The sequence below is a fragment of the Stenotrophomonas maltophilia group sp. Smal13 genome, assembly GCF_030236855.1.
GTDB classification, from domain to species: Bacteria; Pseudomonadota; Gammaproteobacteria; order Xanthomonadales; family Xanthomonadaceae; genus Stenotrophomonas; species Stenotrophomonas maltophilia_A.
Map to the genome: position 1 here is coordinate 1 of NZ_JASJSQ010000101.1, position 17,440 is coordinate 17,440.

Below are 17,440 nucleotides of genomic sequence, written 5' to 3' on the forward strand. Positions count from 1 at the left end.
GGACACGCCGTAAACCCGTCCATGGGGGCTCGGTCGCCGCATCCATGCGGCGAACGGTCCTGCAAAGGCCCACCCGCCCCGCCTGTCATGTTTCCTGCGGGCGCGGACGGGAAGGGCGGAATCAAAGCACAAGCAAAAAGGCAGCCGATGGCTGCCTTTTTTGCTTGTTGGGGTCAGAGCCCTTTGCTGCGCAAAGGGCTCTGACCCCAGACTTTGCTTCTGCTCACCCCTCCGCCGCGTGGAATGCTGGCTGGCACGGGTGGGTGAGGCTGACCGGGACCGTTGGCGCCATGGATGGCGCCATCGAGCCCCCAGGGACGGGTTCACGGCGTGTCCCGGGCAGTCTCACCCACCCGGGCCCTGCAGTACGCCGACATCCCGACCGGCAACGCTTTGAACCTTACAGCGCCTCGAAAATACCCGCTGCGCCCATGCCGGTGCCGATGCACATCGTCACCATGCCGTACTTCTGCTGGCGACGGCGCAGGCCGTGCAGCAGGGTCGCGGTACGGATCGCGCCGGTCGCACCCAGCGGGTGGCCCAGGGCAATCGCGCCACCCAGCGGGTTGACCTTGCTCGGGTCCAGGCCGCAATCGCGGATCACGGCCAGCGACTGCGCGGCAAAGGCTTCGTTCAGTTCAATCCAGTCCAGCTGGTCCTGGGTCAGGCCGGCCTGCTTCAGTGCCTTCGGGATCGCGGCGATCGGGCCGATGCCCATCACTTCCGGGCGCACGCCGGCTACCGAGAAGCTGACGAAACGGGCCAGCGGGGTCAGGCCGTAGTCCTTGATCGCCTGTTCCGAGGCCAGCAGCACGGCACCGGCGCCATCGCTCATCTGCGACGAGTTGCCAGCAGTGACGGTGCCCCCGAACTGGCCGTTGCGGAACACCGGGCGCAGCTTGGCCAGGCCTTCGGCCGAGGAATCCGGGCGCGGGCCTTCGTCGGTGTCGGCGATCTTGTTGCGGGTGATGATGCGCTGGCCATCGGCCAGGTCCGGCAGGTGCGAGACGATCTCGTACGGGCTGATCTCGTCCTTGAAGTCGCCGTTCTGGATCGCGGCCATGGCCTTCTGGTGCGAGGCCAGGGCGAAAGCGTCCTGGTCTTCGCGCGAGACCTTCCACTCTTCGGCCACCTTCTCGGCGGTGATGCCCATGCCGTAGGCGATGGCGACGTGGTCGTTGTCGAACACGCTCGGTGCCATCGCGATCTTGTTGCCCATCATCGGCACCATCGACATCGATTCGGTGCCGCCGGCCAGCATCAGGTCGGCATTGCCCAGGCGGATCGCGTCGGCGGCCTGCGCCACGGCCTGCAGGCCGGAGGAGCAGAAGCGGTTCACGGTCTGTGCGGCGATGGTGTTCGGCAGGCCGGCCAGCAGCACGCCGATGCGCGCCACGTTCATGCCCTGCTCGGCTTCCGGAATGGCGCAGCCGATGATCGCGTCATCGATGCGGTTGACGTCCACGCCCGGGGCCTGGGCGACGACGCTGCGCAGCACGTGCGCAAGCATGTCGTCGGGGCGGGTGTTGCGGAACATGCCCTTGGGCGCCTTGCCAACCGGGGTACGGGTGGCGGCGACGATGTAGGCGTCCTGGATTTGCTTGGTCATTGCAGTGATCTCTCGAATTGGTTTTGCCGGTGTGCCCACCAAGGTGGGCACCTACCAGAGGCAGAGGGATGCCGGCCAGGGGCCGGCACCCGCCATCAATCAGTTACGCAGCGGCTTGCCGGTCTTGAGCATGTGCGCGATGCGGGCCTGGGTCTTTTCCTGCTGGGCCAGTTCGACGAAGTGCTTGCGCTCCAGGGTCAGCAGCCACTCTTCGTCCACCAGGGTGCCGCGGTCGACCTTGCCACCGCACAGCACGGTGGCGATGCGCTCGGCGATCTCGTAGTCGTACGGGCTGATGAAACGGCCTTCCAGCATGTTGACCAGCATCATCTTGAAGGTGGCGATACCCACGTCACCGGCGACCTGGATGCGGCGTGCCGGCAGCGGCGGACGGTAGCCCGCTTCGGCCAGGGCGCGCGCTTCGGCCTTGGCGATGTGCAGGGCCTCGTAGCTGTTGAACACCACCTTGTCGGTGCTGCGCAGCAGGCCCAGTTCCTTGGCGTTGACCGCCGAGTTGGAGACCTTGGCCATCGCCACGGTTTCGAAGGTCTTCTTCAGTTCGGCGAACACGTCACCGCCCGGGCCGGCGGCCTGCGAGGCGCGCACGGCCAGTTCCTTCAGGCCACCACCGGCCGGCAGCAGGCCGACGCCGGCCTCGACCAGGCCGATGTAGCTTTCCAGGAAGGCCACGGTCTTGGCGCTGTGCATCTGGAACTCGCAGCCACCACCCAGCGCCAGGCCACGCACGGCAGCCACCACCGGCACCAGCGAGTACTTGATGCGCTGGCTGGTGCGCTGGAAGTTGGCGACCATCTCTTCGAACTGGTCGACCTTGCCGGCCTGCAGCAGGCCGAGCGCACCGGCCAGGTCGGCGCCGGCGGAGAAGGGCTCCTTCTGCTGCCAGATCACCAGACCCTGGAAGTTCTTTTCGGCAAGTGACACGCATTCCTGCAGACCGTCCAACACCTGGTCGGACACGGTGTTCATCTTGGTCTTGAAGCTGACCACGGCGATGCCATCACCGTCGTGCCACATGCGCAGGCCGTCGTTCTCGAACACGGTCTCGCCCGGCGCGAACTTCTCGCCCAGCAGCGGATCGGGGAAGCGCTGGCGCTGATACACCGGCAGCGACGAGCGCGGTAGCTTGGCGTTGCGCGACGGGCTGTAGCTGCCCTCGGCGGCGTGCACGCCGTCGCGGCCATCGAACACCCAATCCGGCAGCGGGGCGTTGCTCATGCTCTTGCCGGCGACGATGTCATCAGCAATCCACTGTGCCACCTGCTTCCAGCCGGCGGCCTGCCAGGTTTCGAACGGGCCCAGCGACCAGCCGTAGCCCCAGCGGATGGCGAGGTCGACGTCGCGCGCGGTCTCGGCGATGTCGGCCAGGTGGTAGGCGCTGTAGTGGAACAGGTCGCGGAAGGTCGCCCACAGGAACTGCGCCTGCGGGTGCTGGCTTTCGCGCAGCTTGGCGAACTTCTCCGCCGGGTTCTTGATCTTCAGGATCTCGACCACTTCCGGTGCGGCGGTGCGATCAGCAGCGCGGTAGTCCTGCTTTTCCAGGTCGAGGACGACGATGTCCTTGCCGACCTTGCGGAAGATGCCGGCGCCGGTCTTCTGGCCCAGCGCGCCCTTGGCGATCAGCGCGTCCAGCCACTTCGGCGACTTGAAGAATTCATGCCACGGGTCGTTGGGCAGGGTATCGCCCATGGTCTTGATGACGTGGGCCATGGTGTCCAGGCCGACCACGTCGGAGGTGCGGTAGGTGGCCGACTTCGGGCGGCCGACCAGCGGGCCGGTCAGGCCGTCCACTTCATCGAAGCCCAGGCCGAACTGCTGGGTGTGGTGGATGGTGGACAGGATCGAGAACACGCCGATGCGGTTGCCGATGAAGTTCGGGGTGTCCTTGGCGTACACCACGCCCTTGCCCAAGGTGGTGACCAGGAATTCTTCCAGGCCTTCCAGCACGGCGGCGTCGGTGGTGGTGGCCGGGATCAGCTCGGCCAGGTGCATGTAGCGCGGCGGGTTGAAGAAGTGCACGCCGCAGAAGCGGTGGCGCAGCTGCTCGGGCAGCACGTCGGCCAGCTTGTTGATGCCCAGGCCCGAGGTGTTGGAGGCCAGCACCGCGTGGTCGGCCACGAACGGCGCGATCTTCTTGTACAGGTCCTGCTTCCAGTCCATGCGCTCGGCGATGGCCTCGATGATCAGGTCGCAGTCCTTCAGCTGCTCCAGGCCGGACTCGTAGTTGGCCGGGGTGATGGCTTCGGCCAGCGACTTGCTGGCCAGCGGCGCCGGGCTCAGCTTGCCCAGGTTGGCGATCGCCTTCAGCACGATGCCGTCAGCCGGACCCTCCTTGGCGGGCAGGTCGAACAGCACGGTGTCGACGCCAGCGTTGGTGAGGTGGGCGGCGATCTGGGCACCCATGACGCCGGCACCCAGCACGGCGGCGCGGCGGACTAGCAGGGAATTGGACATGGTGTAGGGCCTTTGTTGGTCAGCAGTTACTGGGTGGAATCAAGGGGAAGCGGGCAGGGCGCTGGCGCGTGCGGCGGCGCGGAACCCGGCTTCGGCGAAATGGATCAGTTCGTGGGCGGCATGGGCACGATGCGCCGCTTCGGTGACACCGGCGGGACGCTTGATCAGCCCGAAGTCGGCCATGGCATAGGTGAGCGAGCCGGCCAGGAAATCCAGGCGCCAGTACAGCTCTTCCTTGCTCAGGTCGGGTGCGCATTCGGCAATCGCCTTGCCGAACGCACGCAGCACGTGACCGTAGTGGTCGGACAGGAACTTGCGCAGGTTGTCGTTCTTCTCGGCGTAGGCGCGGGCGATCACGCGCACGAAGGCGCCGCCGTTCTGGCGGTCCTGGGCCAGCGCCAGTGCCGGCTCGACGAAGGCGGCCAGCACCGGGCGCAGCTGCCCGGGGTGTTCGCTGCGGGCGCGCTCGAGCTGCGCCAGGCGCGCGCCGGTCATCTCGTCCATGCGGCGGCGGAACACCTCGTTGACCAGGTTTTCCTTGGAGCCGAAGTGGTAGTTGACCGCGGCGATGTTGACGTCGGCCTGGCTGGTCACCTGGCGCAGCGAAGTGCCGGCGAAGCCGTGCTGTGCGAACAGCTCCTCGGCCGCGCCGAGGATCCGGTCCTTGGTCGAGAAGTGGGCGGGTTTGGCCATCGGCGGGCGGACCTTAATCAAACGATTGTTTGATACTAGGACCAGACGGTAGCGTATGGCATTTTGCAGTGCAGCAAAAATGCCCGGACCGGTCAGATTTCACTCAGGTGGGTGAATGGGCGCAAAGGGTAGTGCCGGCCGCTGGCCGGCAACCGCAGGCAGCCCGTGGGGCGCCAGCCTGCCGGCCAGCGGCCGGCACTACCACCCTGCCGCTTTATCTTTTACAATTCGCCTACGTTTATCAGGCTAAGCCCGCGTCCCGACGCGGGTTTTTTTCATGTTACCCTTCGGGCCATCAGCGGCCCGATTCCATTGGAGACATCCCATGGCGCTGGAGCGCACCCTTTCGATCATCAAGCCGGACGCCGTTGCCAAGAACGTCATCGGCGAAATCTACGCCCGCTTCGAGAAGGCCGGCCTGAAGGTCGTGGCCGCCAAGTACAAGCAGCTGTCGCGCCGTGAAGCCGAGGGCTTCTACGCCGTGCACCGCGAGCGTCCGTTCTTCAACGCGCTGGTCGAGTTCATGATCTCCGGCCCGGTGATGATCCAGGCCCTGGAAGGCGAGAACGCCGTCCTGGCCCACCGCGACCTGCTGGGCGCCACCAACCCGAAGGAAGCCGCTGCGGGCACCATCCGCGCCGACTTCGCCGAATCCATCGATGCCAACGCCGCCCACGGCTCGGACTCGGTCGAGAATGCCGCGATTGAAATCGCCTACTTCTTCGCCGCCACCGAAGTCGTTTCGCGCTGAGAGTAATGCCGTGAACGAGGTCGTACAGTCCCCCGCCATCCAGCCGCTGCCGAAGTCGGCACCCACGGCTGGCAAGCAGAACCTGCTCGACCTCGATCGCGCGGGCCTGGAGAAGTTCTTCGTCGAGGTTCTCGGCGAGAAGAAGTTCCGTGCCCATCAGGTGATGAAGTGGATCCACCATCGCTACGTCACCGATTTCGATGAAATGACCGACCTCGGCAAGGTCCTGCGCGCCAAGCTGCAGGCCCATGCCGAGGTGCTGGTTCCCAACATCGTGTTCGACAAACCCTCCGCCGACGGCACCCACAAGTGGCTGCTGGCGATGGGCGTGGATGGCAAGAACGCCATCGAGACCGTGTACATCCCGGACAAGACCCGCGGCACGCTGTGCGTGTCCTCGCAGGTCGGTTGCGGCCTGAACTGCACGTTCTGCTCCACCGCCACCCAGGGCTTCAACCGCAATCTGACCACCGCCGAGATCATCGGCCAGGTGTGGGTTGCCGCACGCCACCTGGGCAACGTGCCGCACCAGATGCGCCGCCTCACCAACGTGGTGATGATGGGCATGGGCGAGCCGCTGATGAATTTCGACAACGTCGTGCGCGCCATGAGCGTGATGCGCGACGACCTGGGCTACGGCCTGGCCAACAAGCGCGTGACCCTGTCGACCTCCGGCCTGGTGCCGCAGATCGACCGCCTGTCTGCCGAAAGCGACGTGTCGCTGGCGGTGTCGCTGCATGCGCCGAACGATGCGCTGCGCGAGACGCTGGTGCCGCTCAACAAGAAGTACCCGATCGCCGAGCTGATGGCCTCGTGCGCACGTTACCTGCGCGCCAACAAGCGCCGCGAATCGGTCACCTTCGAATACACCCTGATGAAGGGCATCAACGACAAGCCCGAGCATGCCCGCGAGCTGGCCCGCCTGATGCGCCAGTTCGACAACGCGGTGCAGGCCAAGGATTCGGGCAAGGTCAACCTGATTCCCTTCAACCCGTTCCCGGGTACCCGCTACGAGCGTTCGGAAGAAGCGCACATCCGTGCCTTCCAGAAGATCCTGCTCGACAGCAACGTGCTGACCATGGTCCGCCGCACCCGTGGCGACGACATCGACGCCGCCTGTGGCCAGCTCAAGGGCCAGGTGATGGACCGCACCCGCCGCCAGGCGGAGTTCAACAAGACGCTGCAGGCGGGGAAGGGGAGCGATGCCGCGGCCTGACCGCCTCTGGCTGGTTCTGTTCGCAGGCATGCTGGCCGTTGCGGTCGGCGGCTGCAAATCCCATCCCAAGGCCAAGCTGGGCCCCAGCGAGGCGCCGGTCTACTCGGTCCGTGATCCGGACAGCGTGCGGCGCCAGGTGCGCCTGCAGGACCTGCTGGCCCTGGCCGCCCGCGACATGCAGGTGGGCAACCTCGATGCGGCCGAGCGCAAGGCGCGCGAGGCGCTGAAGCTGGCCCCCGAGTCGCCCGATGCGCTGGTGCTGCTGGCCGGCATCGACGAGCGCCGTGGCCGCACCCAGCAGGCTGGCGAGAGCTTCCGCAGGGCTGCCGAGCAGGCGCCGCAGCGCGGGGACATCCTCAACAATTACGGCGCGTGGCTGTGCCAGCAGGGCCGGCCGGCCGAGTCGCTGGTCTGGTTCGATCGTGCGCTGCAGGCGCCGGGCTACGCCACGCCGGCCGAGTCCCAGGCCAATGCCGGGGGCTGTGCGCTGGATGCCGGCCAGTTCGAACGTGCCGAGCGCGACCTGCGTGCGGCGCTGACAACGCTGCCGGGAAACCCGGTCGCGCTGGAGGCGATGGCCCAGCTCAGCTTCCGCCAGGGCCGCTTCATGGAGGCCCGGGCCTTCGCCGAACGTAGGATTGCGGCTGCACCCGCAACGCGTTCCGTGTTACAACTTGCGTCTCAAATCGAAGCGCGGCTGGGTGATCGGGCGGCATCTGACCGCTATCTTCAGCGCATTCGACAGGAATTTCCGCAGGAAGCGGGCTCCTAACTCCAGGGTTGATGCATTGTGATTGATGACCAGACTGTGAGCGCTCTCGAGACTGCGGCCGGCTGCGGCAGCCGCCTGCGCCAGGCCCGCGAGGCGGCCGGACTGACCCTCGAAGATGTCGGCTCGCGCCTGCGCATGCCGGTCCAGGTGGTCAGGTCGCTGGAAGAGGAACAATGGCAGAAGCTGGGGGCGCCGGTGTTCGTGCGCGGCCAGCTGCGCAGCTACGCGCGCCTGCTGGACGTGGATGTGAGCCAGCTGCTGGAGCAGGCCCAGGTCGGCCCGGTGGTTCCGCCCACCCTGGTCAGCCATACCCACACCCCGCGTGCGCGCCGCATTGCCGAGAATCTCGGCCGTCGCGTGCTGTATGTCGGTATCACCGCGGTGCTGGCGGTGCCGGTGTGGTTCGCCACCCGTGGTCATTTTGATGGCAGTGCGACGCCGTCGCCGAACACCGCTTCGCTGGACGCGATCCCGGCCGCTGTGCCGGTGACCCCGTCTGTCGCCGGCGTCGAGCCGGCCGCCGTGGCTGACGTGGCGAGCGCCCCGGCCAGCAAGCCGGCCGCCACCCCGTACGTAGCCTCGCTGGCCCCGGTGCCGCGTTCAGCCCCGGCACCAGCGGCTGCCGCCAACACGCTGGACATGCAGTTCAGCGGCGACAGCTGGGTCGATATCGGCGGCCCGGACGGCGCTACCGTCGAGAAGGCGCTGATCAAATCCGGCGAGAGCCGCAGCTTCACGCCGGGCCAGGTGACCCGGGTGACCCTGGGCAACGCCTCGGCGGTCCAGGTTCAGCAGAACGGCGCTATCGTCGATCTGACCCCCTACCAGCGAGCCAACGTGGCACGCTTTCAGGTATCCTCTGAAGGCTCCGTAGTCCCGGTTTCGCACTGAGGCGCGGTTTCACCACCTTCGATTAATCCCAATGGTCCCTCCCGATGGGCGGGGCGAGAGTACGCATGGCGATCGACGATCTGCTCGACGAGCACGAACAAAGTGAACGCGTCCGCAGCTGGCTGCGGAAGAATGGCGCCAGCATCCTCGGTGGCGTAGTCATCGCCATCGGTGCCATTGCCGGTTGGCAGTGGTACCAGAAGGATCAGGGCGGCAAGCTGGCCTCGGCCAATGTCGAGTACCAGAAGGCGCTCGTTGGCCTGCAGCAGAACAAGCTCGACGACGCCTCCAAGGCGGTCAAGGCGCTCGAAGCCGGCCCGTCCAGCATCTACGGCGACCTCGCGGCGCTGCAGCTGGCCAAGGCCCAGGTCGACGCCGGCAAGAACGAAGAAGCCCTGGCCACCCTGCGCGGCGTGAAGGTCGAAGGTGACCTGCAGCGCGTGGTCGACCAGCGTGTGGCCCGCCTGCTGGTGGCCACCGGCAAGAGTGACGAGGCGATCAAGCTGCTGGGCAGCGCCACCGACAGCAGCAGCCTGGAAATCCATGGCGACGCGCTGATGGAGCAGGGCAAGCGTGACGACGCCCGTGCACAGTACGAGAAAGCGCTGAAGTCGCTGGACGTGGCAGCGCCGCAGCGGCGCCTGCTGGAAACCAAGGTTATGGACGCCGGCGGCACCGTTGCCGCCCCTGCGGAGTCGGTTTGATGAGTCAGAAGGTCATGATCACCCGCGTCGCCACCGTGCTCCTGATGGGCATGGCCCTGACCGGCTGCAGCACCGTGAAGGGCTGGTTCGCCGGCAAGGACGCGGCCGCGAAGAAGGCACAGGAACCGGCTGAGCTGGTCAAGTTCGAGCCGACCCTGAAGGTCAACAAGGCCTGGTCGGTCAACCTCGGCAAGGGCGAGCGACGTATCGGCGTGCGCCAGGGCCCGGCCGTGGCCAACGGCCACGTGTTCGCTGCGGCACTCACCGGTGGCGTGCACGCCATCGACCTGCAGACCGGCAAGAAGGTCTGGACCTGGGAGCCGAAGAAGGAAAAGAAGAAGGCCAAGCTGCGCCTGTCCGGCGGCCCGGGGGTCGGTGAGAACCTGGTCGTGATCGGCACGCTCGATGGCCAGGTCATCGCCCTGGACATCAACGACGGCAGCGAGAAGTGGCGCGCCCGTGTTCCGGGTGAAGTCATCGCCGCGCCGGCCATCGCCCAGGGCGCGGTCTACGTGCGCAGCAATGACGGCCGCATCACCGCGTTCGATGCCGGCAACGGCACCCAGAAGTGGTTCAACCCGAGCGAGCTGCCGGCGCTGACCGTGCGTGGCAACGCGCCGGTGGTGACCGGCCCGGGCGTGCTGTTCATCGGCAAGGACGAGGGCGCGGTTGCGGCCCTGGCCCAGCAGGATGGCCGCACCCTGTGGGAACAGAATGTGGGCAACGGTGAAGGCCGTACCGAGCTGGAGCGCATGGCCGATGTCGATGGTGCGCCGGTGCTGGATGGCAATACCCTGTTCGTGAGCAGCTTCAAGAACCAGACGATGGCCATCGAAGGCCCGACCGGTCGCCCGCTGTGGGCGCGCGACCATGGCGGTGCCGGTGGCGTGGCGGTCTCGTCTGGCAATGTGTTCGTCACCGACAACAAGGGCGGCGTGTTCGGTCTGGACAAGGCCAGCGGCGCTGCCATGTGGTCGCAGACCGCACTGGCCCGTCGTTCGCTGACCGGCCCGGCGCTGCACGGCGACTACGTGGTGGTCGGCGACTACAAGGGATACGTGCACTGGTTGCAGGCGTCCGATGGTGCGATGGCGGCACGGGCAAAAAGTGGCGGCGACGCCCTGCTGGCCCAGCCGGTCGTCGCAGACGGGGTGCTGCTGGTGCAGAACGTTGATGGCAAGCTGACCGCCTTCCGGTTGGCAAATTAAAAATTGGAGTAATCGCGATGCTGCCTTTGGTCGCCCTGGTTGGACGGCCGAATGTCGGCAAGTCGACTATTTTCAATGCGCTGACGCGCACCCGTGACGCGCTGGTCCATGACCAGCCCGGCGTCACCCGCGACCGCAACTACGGTGTCTGCCGTCTGGACGAGGACAATCATTTCCTCGTCGTCGACACCGGCGGTATCGCGGAAGAGGAAGAGGGACTGGCAGGGGCTACCACCCGCCAGGCCCGCGCCGCTGCGGCGGAAGCCGACCTGATCCTGTTCGTGGTCGATGCCCGTGAGGGTACCTCGGCGATGGACGACGAGATCCTGGCCTGGCTGCGCAAGCTGTCGCGCCCGACGCTGCTGCTGATCAACAAGATCGACGGCACCGACGAGGACACCGTGCGTTCGGAGTTCGCCCGTTACGGCTTCGGCGAGATGCTGACCGTGTCGGCTGCGCATCGCCAGGGCCTGGACGACCTGCTGGACGAAGTGATCCAGCGCCTGCCGGAAGAAGGCAGCGGCGAAGAGCTGGACAACGATCCGAACCGCATCCGCATCGCCTTCGTCGGCCGCCCGAACGTGGGCAAGTCGACGCTGGTCAACCGCATCCTCGGCGAGGAGCGCATGATCGCCTCCGACGTGCCGGGCACCACCCGCGACTCGATCGCTGTGGACCTGGAGCGTGACGGCCGCGAGTACCGCCTGATCGATACCGCCGGCCTGCGCCGTCGTTCGCGCGTGGACGAGGTCGTCGAGAAGTTCTCGGTGGTCAAGACCATGCAGTCGATCGAGCAGTGCCAGGTGGCCGTGCTGATGCTCGACGCCACCGAAGGCGTGACCGACCAGGACGCCACCGTGCTCGGTGCCGTGCTCGACGCCGGCCGTGCGCTGGTGATCGCCATCAACAAGTGGGATGGCCTGACCGAGTACCAGCGCGAGCAGGCGGAAACCATGCTGTCGCTGAAGCTGGGCTTCGTGCCGTGGGCCGAGTCCGTGCGCATCTCGGCCAAGCATGGCTCGGGCCTGCGTGAGCTGTTCCGTGCGGTGCACCGCGCGCACGAATCGGCGAACAAGACCTTCACCACCAGCGAAGTGAACAAGGCGCTGGAAGTGGCCTACGAGACCAACCCGCCGCCGACCATCCGCGGCCATGTCTCCAAGCTGCGTTACGTGCACCCGGCCGGCGCAAACCCGCCGACCTTCATCGTGCACGGCACGCGCCTGAAGGAGCTGCAGGAGTCGTACAAGCGCTACCTGGAGAACTTCTTCCGCAAGCGCTTCAAGCTGATCGGCACGCCGGTGAGCTTCATCTTCCGCGAGGGTACCAACCCGTACGAGGGCAAGAAGAACGTCCTCACCGAGCGGCAGGTCAAGGCCAAGCGGCGCTTGATGAAGCACGTCAAGGGCAAGTGATGCAGAAGAAGGCGGCCTGAGGGCCGCCTTTTTCGTTGTGGTGCATGGGCGGTCGCCTTGCTCAGGCGTGGCCCCACGGCAACAGCACGCCACGGAACCTCATCCTTCCCGACGACAGGCGGTCATACGCCTCGGTCGCGCGGTCCAGGTCAAAGGTCTCGACCATCGGCTTCACCTTGCCGGCGGCGGCAAGCTGCAGCACTTCGCTGAGGTAGTGCTGGCCACCATGGGTGGCGCCGATCACGCGCTGGCGCATCATGTGGAACGGCACGCCTTCGGACGAGATCGAGAAGGGCTGGCTGAAGTCCAGGCCGCACAGCACAACGCGCCCGTCGACACGCAGGCCGGTCATCGCTTCTTCGGCCGAGCTGAATTCATTGGTGGTCACCAGCAGTACGTCGGCGCCACCGATGGCCTTCAGCTCCTTGCCGTTGGCCACGACCTGGTCAGCGCCCAGCTGCTGGGCGAGCGCATGCTTGTCTGCGGAATGGGTGATGGCGATGGTCTCGAAGCCGCAGGCCTTGGACAGCTGCAGGGCGACGTGGCCCAGTCCACCGATACCCAGTACCGCGATCTTCTCCCGTGGCTGGGGCGCCGCATCGCGCAGCCCGCTCCAGGTGGTGTAACCGGCACACATCATCGGCGCCGCGTCCACGTAGGAGAGGCTGTCAGGCAGCAGTACCGTGCCTTCGGCGGAGATGGCGATGTACTGTGCGTGTCCACCCTGCGCGGCGAAGCCGGTGGTGCGGGGTGCATCGCAGTTCATCGCGGTTTGCCCGGACAAGGGGCGGCTCTCGCGGCAGTAGGGGCATCGGCCGCATGCGGATTGGACCCATGAGGTGCCCACGCGATCGCCCACCCGGCGCGTGTGCACGCCCGCGCCCACTTCCACGACCTCGCCGACCACTTCATGCCCTGGTGTCTGCGGGTAGATGTCGCCGCCATAGCCCTGGGTTGCCCACACGTCCGTGTAGCACATGCCTGATGCGTGGACCTTGACCAGCACCTGGCCCGGTTCGATCACGGGCATCGGCACGTCCTGTACCTGCCACGGCGCATTCGGCCCGGTCATCACAACCGCTTTCATCGTTTTCATCGTCTTGATCCTGTCCCGGTGGGTGAGCGCCGAGGGCGTGTGCCCGCGGACACCCCGGAGCGTAGAATCGGTTTACTATCAAGACAATCGCTTCAATATTTCACGATATGGTGAGTCGTATTCAACAATCCGGCGGAGGTGATCTGGCCGCCTTCACTGCGTTCCTGGCGGTGGCAGCGCATCGGAGCTTCCGCAGCGCGGCGGCGGAGTTGAACATCACGCCGTCGGCGATCAGTCATGCGATCAAGGCGCTCGAGCAGCGGCTGGGTGCGCGCCTGTTCAATCGCACCACGCGCAGCGTCTCGCTGACCGACGCCGGGGAGCGACTGGCGGAAAAACTGCGTCCGGCCATGGCCTCGATCGAAGAGGCCCTGCAGTCGGTGGATACTGAGGCCGGCACGCCGCGCGGTACGGTCCGCATCAACGCCAGTGAAGGCGCCATACGGCTCGTGCTGAAGCCCGTGCTCGCGCGGTTCCTGCGCCAGTACCCGCAGGTCCACCTGGATATCGTCAGTGACGGCCGGTTGGGCGATATCGTTTCGGAGGGTTTCGATGCGGGTATCCGCCTGACCGAAGCCGTGCCCCAGGACATGGTCGCGATTGCAGTGACCGCGCCCATGCGGTTCGCGGCGGTTGCCTCGCCGGCGTACCTGCAGGCGCGTGGCCGACCGCTGCGGCCGCTGGATCTGCATCAGCACGACTGCATCCGTTTCCGCTTCGAAAGTGGGGCGATCTACCGCTGGGAGTTCGAGCATCAGGGCGCCACGGAGCGGGTGAACGTCTCCGGGCCGATCACGCTGACGGACCAGCCGTTGATGGTCGACGCGGCCATTGAAGGTATCGGCATTGCCTTCGTTCCCGAGCATCTGGCACTGGAGCCATTGGGCGATGGTCGCCTGCTTCGTTTGCTTGAAGACTGGTGCCCCGAGTTTCCCGGGCTTTCGCTGTACTACCCGGGCCATCGGCATGTGCCGCCCGGGCTGAAAGCGCTGATCGGTCTTCTTCAGGAACAGCACGGTGGGCGCGGGTAGTCCGGGTAGCGCCGGGCATTGGTCAAGGCAAGGCAGAGCGGCCTGCGTGATAATGCGGCCATGAGCATCCAAGAGATTTCCCCCGCGCAGGCACGCGAGCGCCTGGCCCATGGCGCGGTGCTGATCGATGTGCGCGAGGCGCACGAACGGGCCGGCGGAATGGCCGAGGGCGCGCGCGGCGTGGCCAAGGGCGAGCTGCAGGCCGACCTGGCCGCGCATCTGCCGCGGCACGACCAGGAAATCCTGCTGATCTGCCAGAGCGGCAAGCGCTCGGCCGATGCGGCCCAGGTGCTGATCGCGGCGGGTTACTCGAACGTGGCTTCCGTGACAGGCGGTACCGTGGCCTGGCGCGAGCAGTCGCTGCCGCTGGTGCAGCCGCTGAGCAGTGCTGCCGACCGCGACTTCTTTGATCGCTATTCGCGCCACCTGCTGCTGCCGCAGGTGGGCGAGGCCGGCCAGCGGCGTCTGCAGCAATCGCGCGTGCTGGTGCTGGGTGCAGGTGGCCTGGGCGCACCGGCTGGCTTTTATCTGGCTGCGGCCGGCGTAGGGCACCTGCGCTTCGCCGACCACGACCGCGTGGAGCGCAGCAACCTGCACCGGCAGATCGTGCATACCGAAGCCAGTGTCGGCCAGCTCAAGGTTGATTCCGCGCGCGAGCGGCTGCTGGCGCTGAACCCGTCGATCGAGGTGGAGGCGGTGCCGGAGCGGGTCACGTCCGAGAACGTGGATGCGCTGCTGGCCGGCGTGGATGTGGTGCTGGATGGGTCGGACAACTTCCCGCTGCGCTACCTGCTCAACGACGCCTGCATCAAGCACGCCAAGCCACTGGTGTATGCCGCCATCGAGCGCTTCGACGGTCAGGTGAGCGTGTTTGACGCCGGCCGCCAGCGTGGCGTGGCGCCGTGCTACCGCTGCCTGTTCCCCGAGCCACCGCCGCCGGAGTTCGCGCCGAACTGCTCCGAGGCCGGTGTGCTGGGCGTGCTGCCCGGCCTGGCTGGGGTGCTGCAGGCCACCGAGGTGCTGAAGCTGCTGCTGGGTATCGGCGAGCCGCTGGTGGGGCGCCTGCTGCGCTTTGATGCGCTGGGCATGCGCTTCCGCGAGACCGGCATCCGGCCGGACCCGCATTGCCCGGTGTGTGCGCCGGGCGTGCCGTTCCCGGGGTATATCGATTACGCCGCGTTTTGCCGGGGCGGGTGAGGCTGGCCGGGGAATGCGTTGGTAGATGCCGACCTTGGTCGGCGCTCTTGTGCCAACCAAGGTTGGCACCTACCGAAGCGGGTGCATGGTTGGCGCCCGCCGATGCGCATGCATGGTTTCGGAATCCGGCATCCGGCCGGACCCGCAGTGCCCGGTGTGTGCACCGGGCGTGCCGTTCCCGGGGTATATCGATTACGCCGCGTTTTGCCGGGGTGGGTGAACCCGTCCGGGGATTCATCCACGCCATGCGTGGATGGATGTATCGGGTTTCGGGATGATGCTGGGGGTCGCTCCCAGCATCGTTCCACCTCCAAGACAATCCGGCGCAACATGCGTGCTATTGCCGTCATCGGCATTGCTCTATTGTTGAAGCCGATTCTGGATCTTGGGGAAAACACCGCATGGCGGTAGAAGCAGCGACCAGCGAGCTGGTCAAGGTCGTGGCCCTGTTGGGCGCGGCGGTGGTGATGGTGCCTTTGTTCCGCCGGGCCGGCCTGGGCTCGGTGCTGGGCTACTTCGCTGCCGGCCTGGCGATCGGACCGTTCGGGCTGGGCTGGTTCTCCGACCCGCAGGCCATCCTGCATACCGCCGAGCTGGGCGTGGTGATGTTCCTGTTCGTGATCGGCCTGGAGATGCGGCCCTCGCACCTGTGGAGCCTGCGCAAGGAAATTTTCGGGCTGGGCACGCTGCAGATCGTCACCTGCGCGCTGGTGCTGACCAGCATCGCCAAACTGTTCGGCCTGCCGTGGCAGGTGGCCTTCATCGGCGCCACCGGCTTCGTGCTGACCTCCACTGCGGTGGTGATGCAGCTGCTGGCCGAGCGCGGTGACATCGCGCTGCCATCGGGGCAGAAGATCGTCTCCATCCTGCTGTTCGAAGACCTGCTGATCGTGCCGTTGCTGGCGCTGGTGGCCTGGATGGGCCCGAGCGCGGGCAGTGCCGACGGCGAAGGCTCGCGCTGGCTGTCGGTGGCGATCGGCGTGGGCGCCATCGTCGGCCTGGTGCTGGTCGGCCGCTTCCTGCTCAATCCGTTGTTCCGCGTGCTGGCCGAATCGAAGGCACGTGAGGTGATGACCGCCGCCGCGCTGCTGGTGGTGCTGGGTGCGGCGCTGCTGATGCAGCTGTCCGGTCTGTCGATGGCGATGGGCGCGTTCCTGGCCGGCGTGCTGCTGAGCGAGTCGACCTTCCGCCACCAGATCGAGGCGGACATCGAACCGTTCCGCGGCATCCTGCTCGGCCTGTTCTTCCTCAGCGTGGGCATGGCGCTGGACCTGGGCGTGGTGGCTGGCAACTGGCAGCTGATCCTCGGCCTGGTGCTGGCGTTGATGGCGGCCAAGGCGCTGTGCATCTACGTGGTGGCGCGCATCATGGGCAGCGACCACGCGCAGGCGCTGGACCGTGGCGTGCTGATGGCGCAGGGCGGCGAGTTCGCCTTCGTGCTGTTCTCCGCGGCCGCATCGGCCGGCGTGATCGACCTGGAGATCAATGCCAACTTCACCGCCGTGGTGGTGCTGTCGATGGCGCTGACCCCGCTGGTGGTGCTGGTCTACAAGCGCATCGCGCCGAAGCCGACGGTGAACATGGACGGCGTGGACGAGGCCGATGGCCTGTCCGGCAGCGTGCTGCTGATCGGCTTCGGCCGCTTCGGCCAGGTTGCCAGCCAGTCGCTGCTGGCGCGCGACGTGGACGTGACCATCATCGACAACGATGTGGAGATGATCCAGAGCGCCGCGCGGTTCGGTTTCAAGATCTATTACGGCGATGGCACGCGACTGGATGTGCTGCATGCCTCGGGTGCGGCCACCGCACGTGCGATTGCGGTGTGCGTGGACAAGGCCGAAGCGGCTGATCGCATCGTTGAACTGGTGGCGCATGAGTTCCCGCAGGCCAAGCTGATGGTGCGCTCGTTCGATCGCGAGCATTCGCTGCGGTTGATCCATGCCGGTGTCGATTTCCAGATCCGCGAGACGTTTGAATCGGCGGTGCTGTTCGGCCAGGCTGCGCTGGTGGAGCTGGGTGCGGATGAGGATGACGCGGTGGAGATTGCAGAGCAGATCCGCCGTCGCGATGCCGAGCGCTTTGAGCTGGAAATTGCCGGTGGTGGTTTGAATGCCGGCGCCCGGATGATCTACGGCAACAGCCCGCAGGGTGTACCGACGCCGACGCCGTTCACCGCGCCCAAGCGCGAGAGCAAGACGCTGAACCCGCAGGATGTGCCGGAAGAGGAAGAGTAGCCCCGGTAGTGCCGGCCGCTGGCCGGCAGATACGGGAACGTTCCGACGTCATGAGGTTGCCGGCCAGCGGCCGGCACTACCAGGTGGGGAATTACCCAAGCCGTGGCGGTGGGCGAGGGGGCCTGAATCGGGGACAATAGCGTCCCCGCCG

The 17,440-nt window shown here is 66.6% G+C and carries 14 protein-coding genes; 10 read left to right on the plus strand and 4 right to left on the minus strand.

The features are described from left to right. Window positions 1–400 precede the first annotated feature (400 nt). The 3 genes from QRO95_RS22025 to QRO95_RS22035 all read right to left on the minus strand — a co-directional run bounded on the left by QRO95_RS22025 (window position 401) and on the right by QRO95_RS22035 (window position 4,774). Complete coding sequence (locus QRO95_RS22025) at window positions 401–1,609, minus strand: acetyl-CoA C-acyltransferase (protein ID WP_285303485.1); 1,209 nt, start codon at window positions 1,607–1,609, stop codon at window positions 401–403. 99 nt (window positions 1,610–1,708) lie between these two features. Beyond that, window positions 1,709–4,081 carry a 3-hydroxyacyl-CoA dehydrogenase/enoyl-CoA hydratase family protein gene (locus QRO95_RS22030; protein WP_285303486.1) on the minus strand — a complete coding sequence of 791 codons (2,373 nt, stop codon included), beginning with the start codon at window positions 4,079–4,081 and terminating at the stop codon, window positions 1,709–1,711. Between the two features lie 39 nt (window positions 4,082–4,120). Continuing rightward, window positions 4,121–4,774 carry a TetR/AcrR family transcriptional regulator gene (locus tag QRO95_RS22035; protein WP_006431024.1) on the minus strand — a complete coding sequence of 218 codons (654 nt, stop codon included), beginning with the start codon at window positions 4,772–4,774 and terminating at the stop codon, window positions 4,121–4,123. A gap of 325 nt (window positions 4,775–5,099) precedes the next feature. On the opposite strand from QRO95_RS22035, the gene ndk reads away from it, so the two are divergent. The 7 genes from ndk (at window position 5,100) to der (ending at window position 11,731) form a co-directional block, all read left to right on the plus strand. Next, on the plus strand, window positions 5,100–5,525 hold the full coding sequence (gene ndk / locus QRO95_RS22040; protein ID WP_008265389.1) for a nucleoside-diphosphate kinase: 426 nt from the start codon (window positions 5,100–5,102) through the stop codon (window positions 5,523–5,525). Between the two features lie 10 nt (window positions 5,526–5,535). After that, window positions 5,536–6,741, plus strand: a complete 1,206-nt coding sequence (rlmN, locus tag QRO95_RS22045) for a 23S rRNA (adenine(2503)-C(2))-methyltransferase RlmN (protein WP_005409296.1) — start codon at window positions 5,536–5,538, stop codon at window positions 6,739–6,741. Further along, window positions 6,728–7,513 (plus strand): type IV pilus biogenesis/stability protein PilW, encoded by a 786-nt coding sequence (gene pilW, locus QRO95_RS22050; protein WP_285303487.1) that lies wholly within the window; start codon window positions 6,728–6,730, stop codon window positions 7,511–7,513. The genes rlmN and pilW overlap by 14 nt, the downstream gene beginning before the upstream one ends. Before the next feature lie 18 nt (window positions 7,514–7,531). After that, window positions 7,532–8,404, plus strand: coding sequence for a RodZ domain-containing protein (locus tag QRO95_RS22055; RefSeq protein ID WP_285303488.1), 873 nt, complete (start codon window positions 7,532–7,534; stop codon window positions 8,402–8,404). 65 nt (window positions 8,405–8,469) lie between these two features. Then, window positions 8,470–9,108 carry a tetratricopeptide repeat protein gene (locus tag QRO95_RS22060; protein ID WP_285303489.1) on the plus strand — a complete coding sequence of 213 codons (639 nt, stop codon included), beginning with the start codon at window positions 8,470–8,472 and terminating at the stop codon, window positions 9,106–9,108. After that, window positions 9,108–10,316 (plus strand): outer membrane protein assembly factor BamB, encoded by a 1,209-nt coding sequence (bamB, locus tag QRO95_RS22065; protein ID WP_285303490.1) that lies wholly within the window; start codon window positions 9,108–9,110, stop codon window positions 10,314–10,316. The genes QRO95_RS22060 and bamB overlap by 1 nt, the downstream gene beginning before the upstream one ends. Before the next feature lie 17 nt (window positions 10,317–10,333). Then, window positions 10,334–11,731 (plus strand): ribosome biogenesis GTPase Der, encoded by a 1,398-nt coding sequence (gene der / locus QRO95_RS22070; RefSeq protein ID WP_014036905.1) that lies wholly within the window; start codon window positions 10,334–10,336, stop codon window positions 11,729–11,731. 61 nt (window positions 11,732–11,792) lie between these two features. On the opposite strand, the gene QRO95_RS22075 is transcribed toward der, so the two are convergent. Then, on the minus strand, window positions 11,793–12,827 hold the full coding sequence (locus tag QRO95_RS22075; RefSeq protein ID WP_285303491.1) for an alcohol dehydrogenase catalytic domain-containing protein: 1,035 nt from the start codon (window positions 12,825–12,827) through the stop codon (window positions 11,793–11,795). A gap of 119 nt (window positions 12,828–12,946) precedes the next feature. Here QRO95_RS22075 and QRO95_RS22080 point away from each other — a divergent pair, with 119 nt between their 5' ends. The 3 genes from QRO95_RS22080 (at window position 12,947) to QRO95_RS22090 (ending at window position 17,289) form a co-directional block, all read left to right on the plus strand. Continuing rightward, window positions 12,947–13,858 carry a LysR family transcriptional regulator gene (locus QRO95_RS22080; protein ID WP_404830383.1) on the plus strand — a complete coding sequence of 304 codons (912 nt, stop codon included), beginning with the start codon at window positions 12,947–12,949 and terminating at the stop codon, window positions 13,856–13,858. A 60-nt stretch (window positions 13,859–13,918) separates the two neighbouring features. Beyond that, window positions 13,919–15,055 carry a molybdopterin-synthase adenylyltransferase MoeB gene (gene moeB / locus QRO95_RS22085; RefSeq protein WP_285303493.1) on the plus strand — a complete coding sequence of 379 codons (1,137 nt, stop codon included), beginning with the start codon at window positions 13,919–13,921 and terminating at the stop codon, window positions 15,053–15,055. 401 nt (window positions 15,056–15,456) lie between these two features. Then, window positions 15,457–17,289 carry a monovalent cation:proton antiporter-2 (CPA2) family protein gene (locus tag QRO95_RS22090; protein WP_201118832.1) on the plus strand — a complete coding sequence of 611 codons (1,833 nt, stop codon included), beginning with the start codon at window positions 15,457–15,459 and terminating at the stop codon, window positions 17,287–17,289. Window positions 17,290–17,440 lie beyond the last annotated feature (151 nt).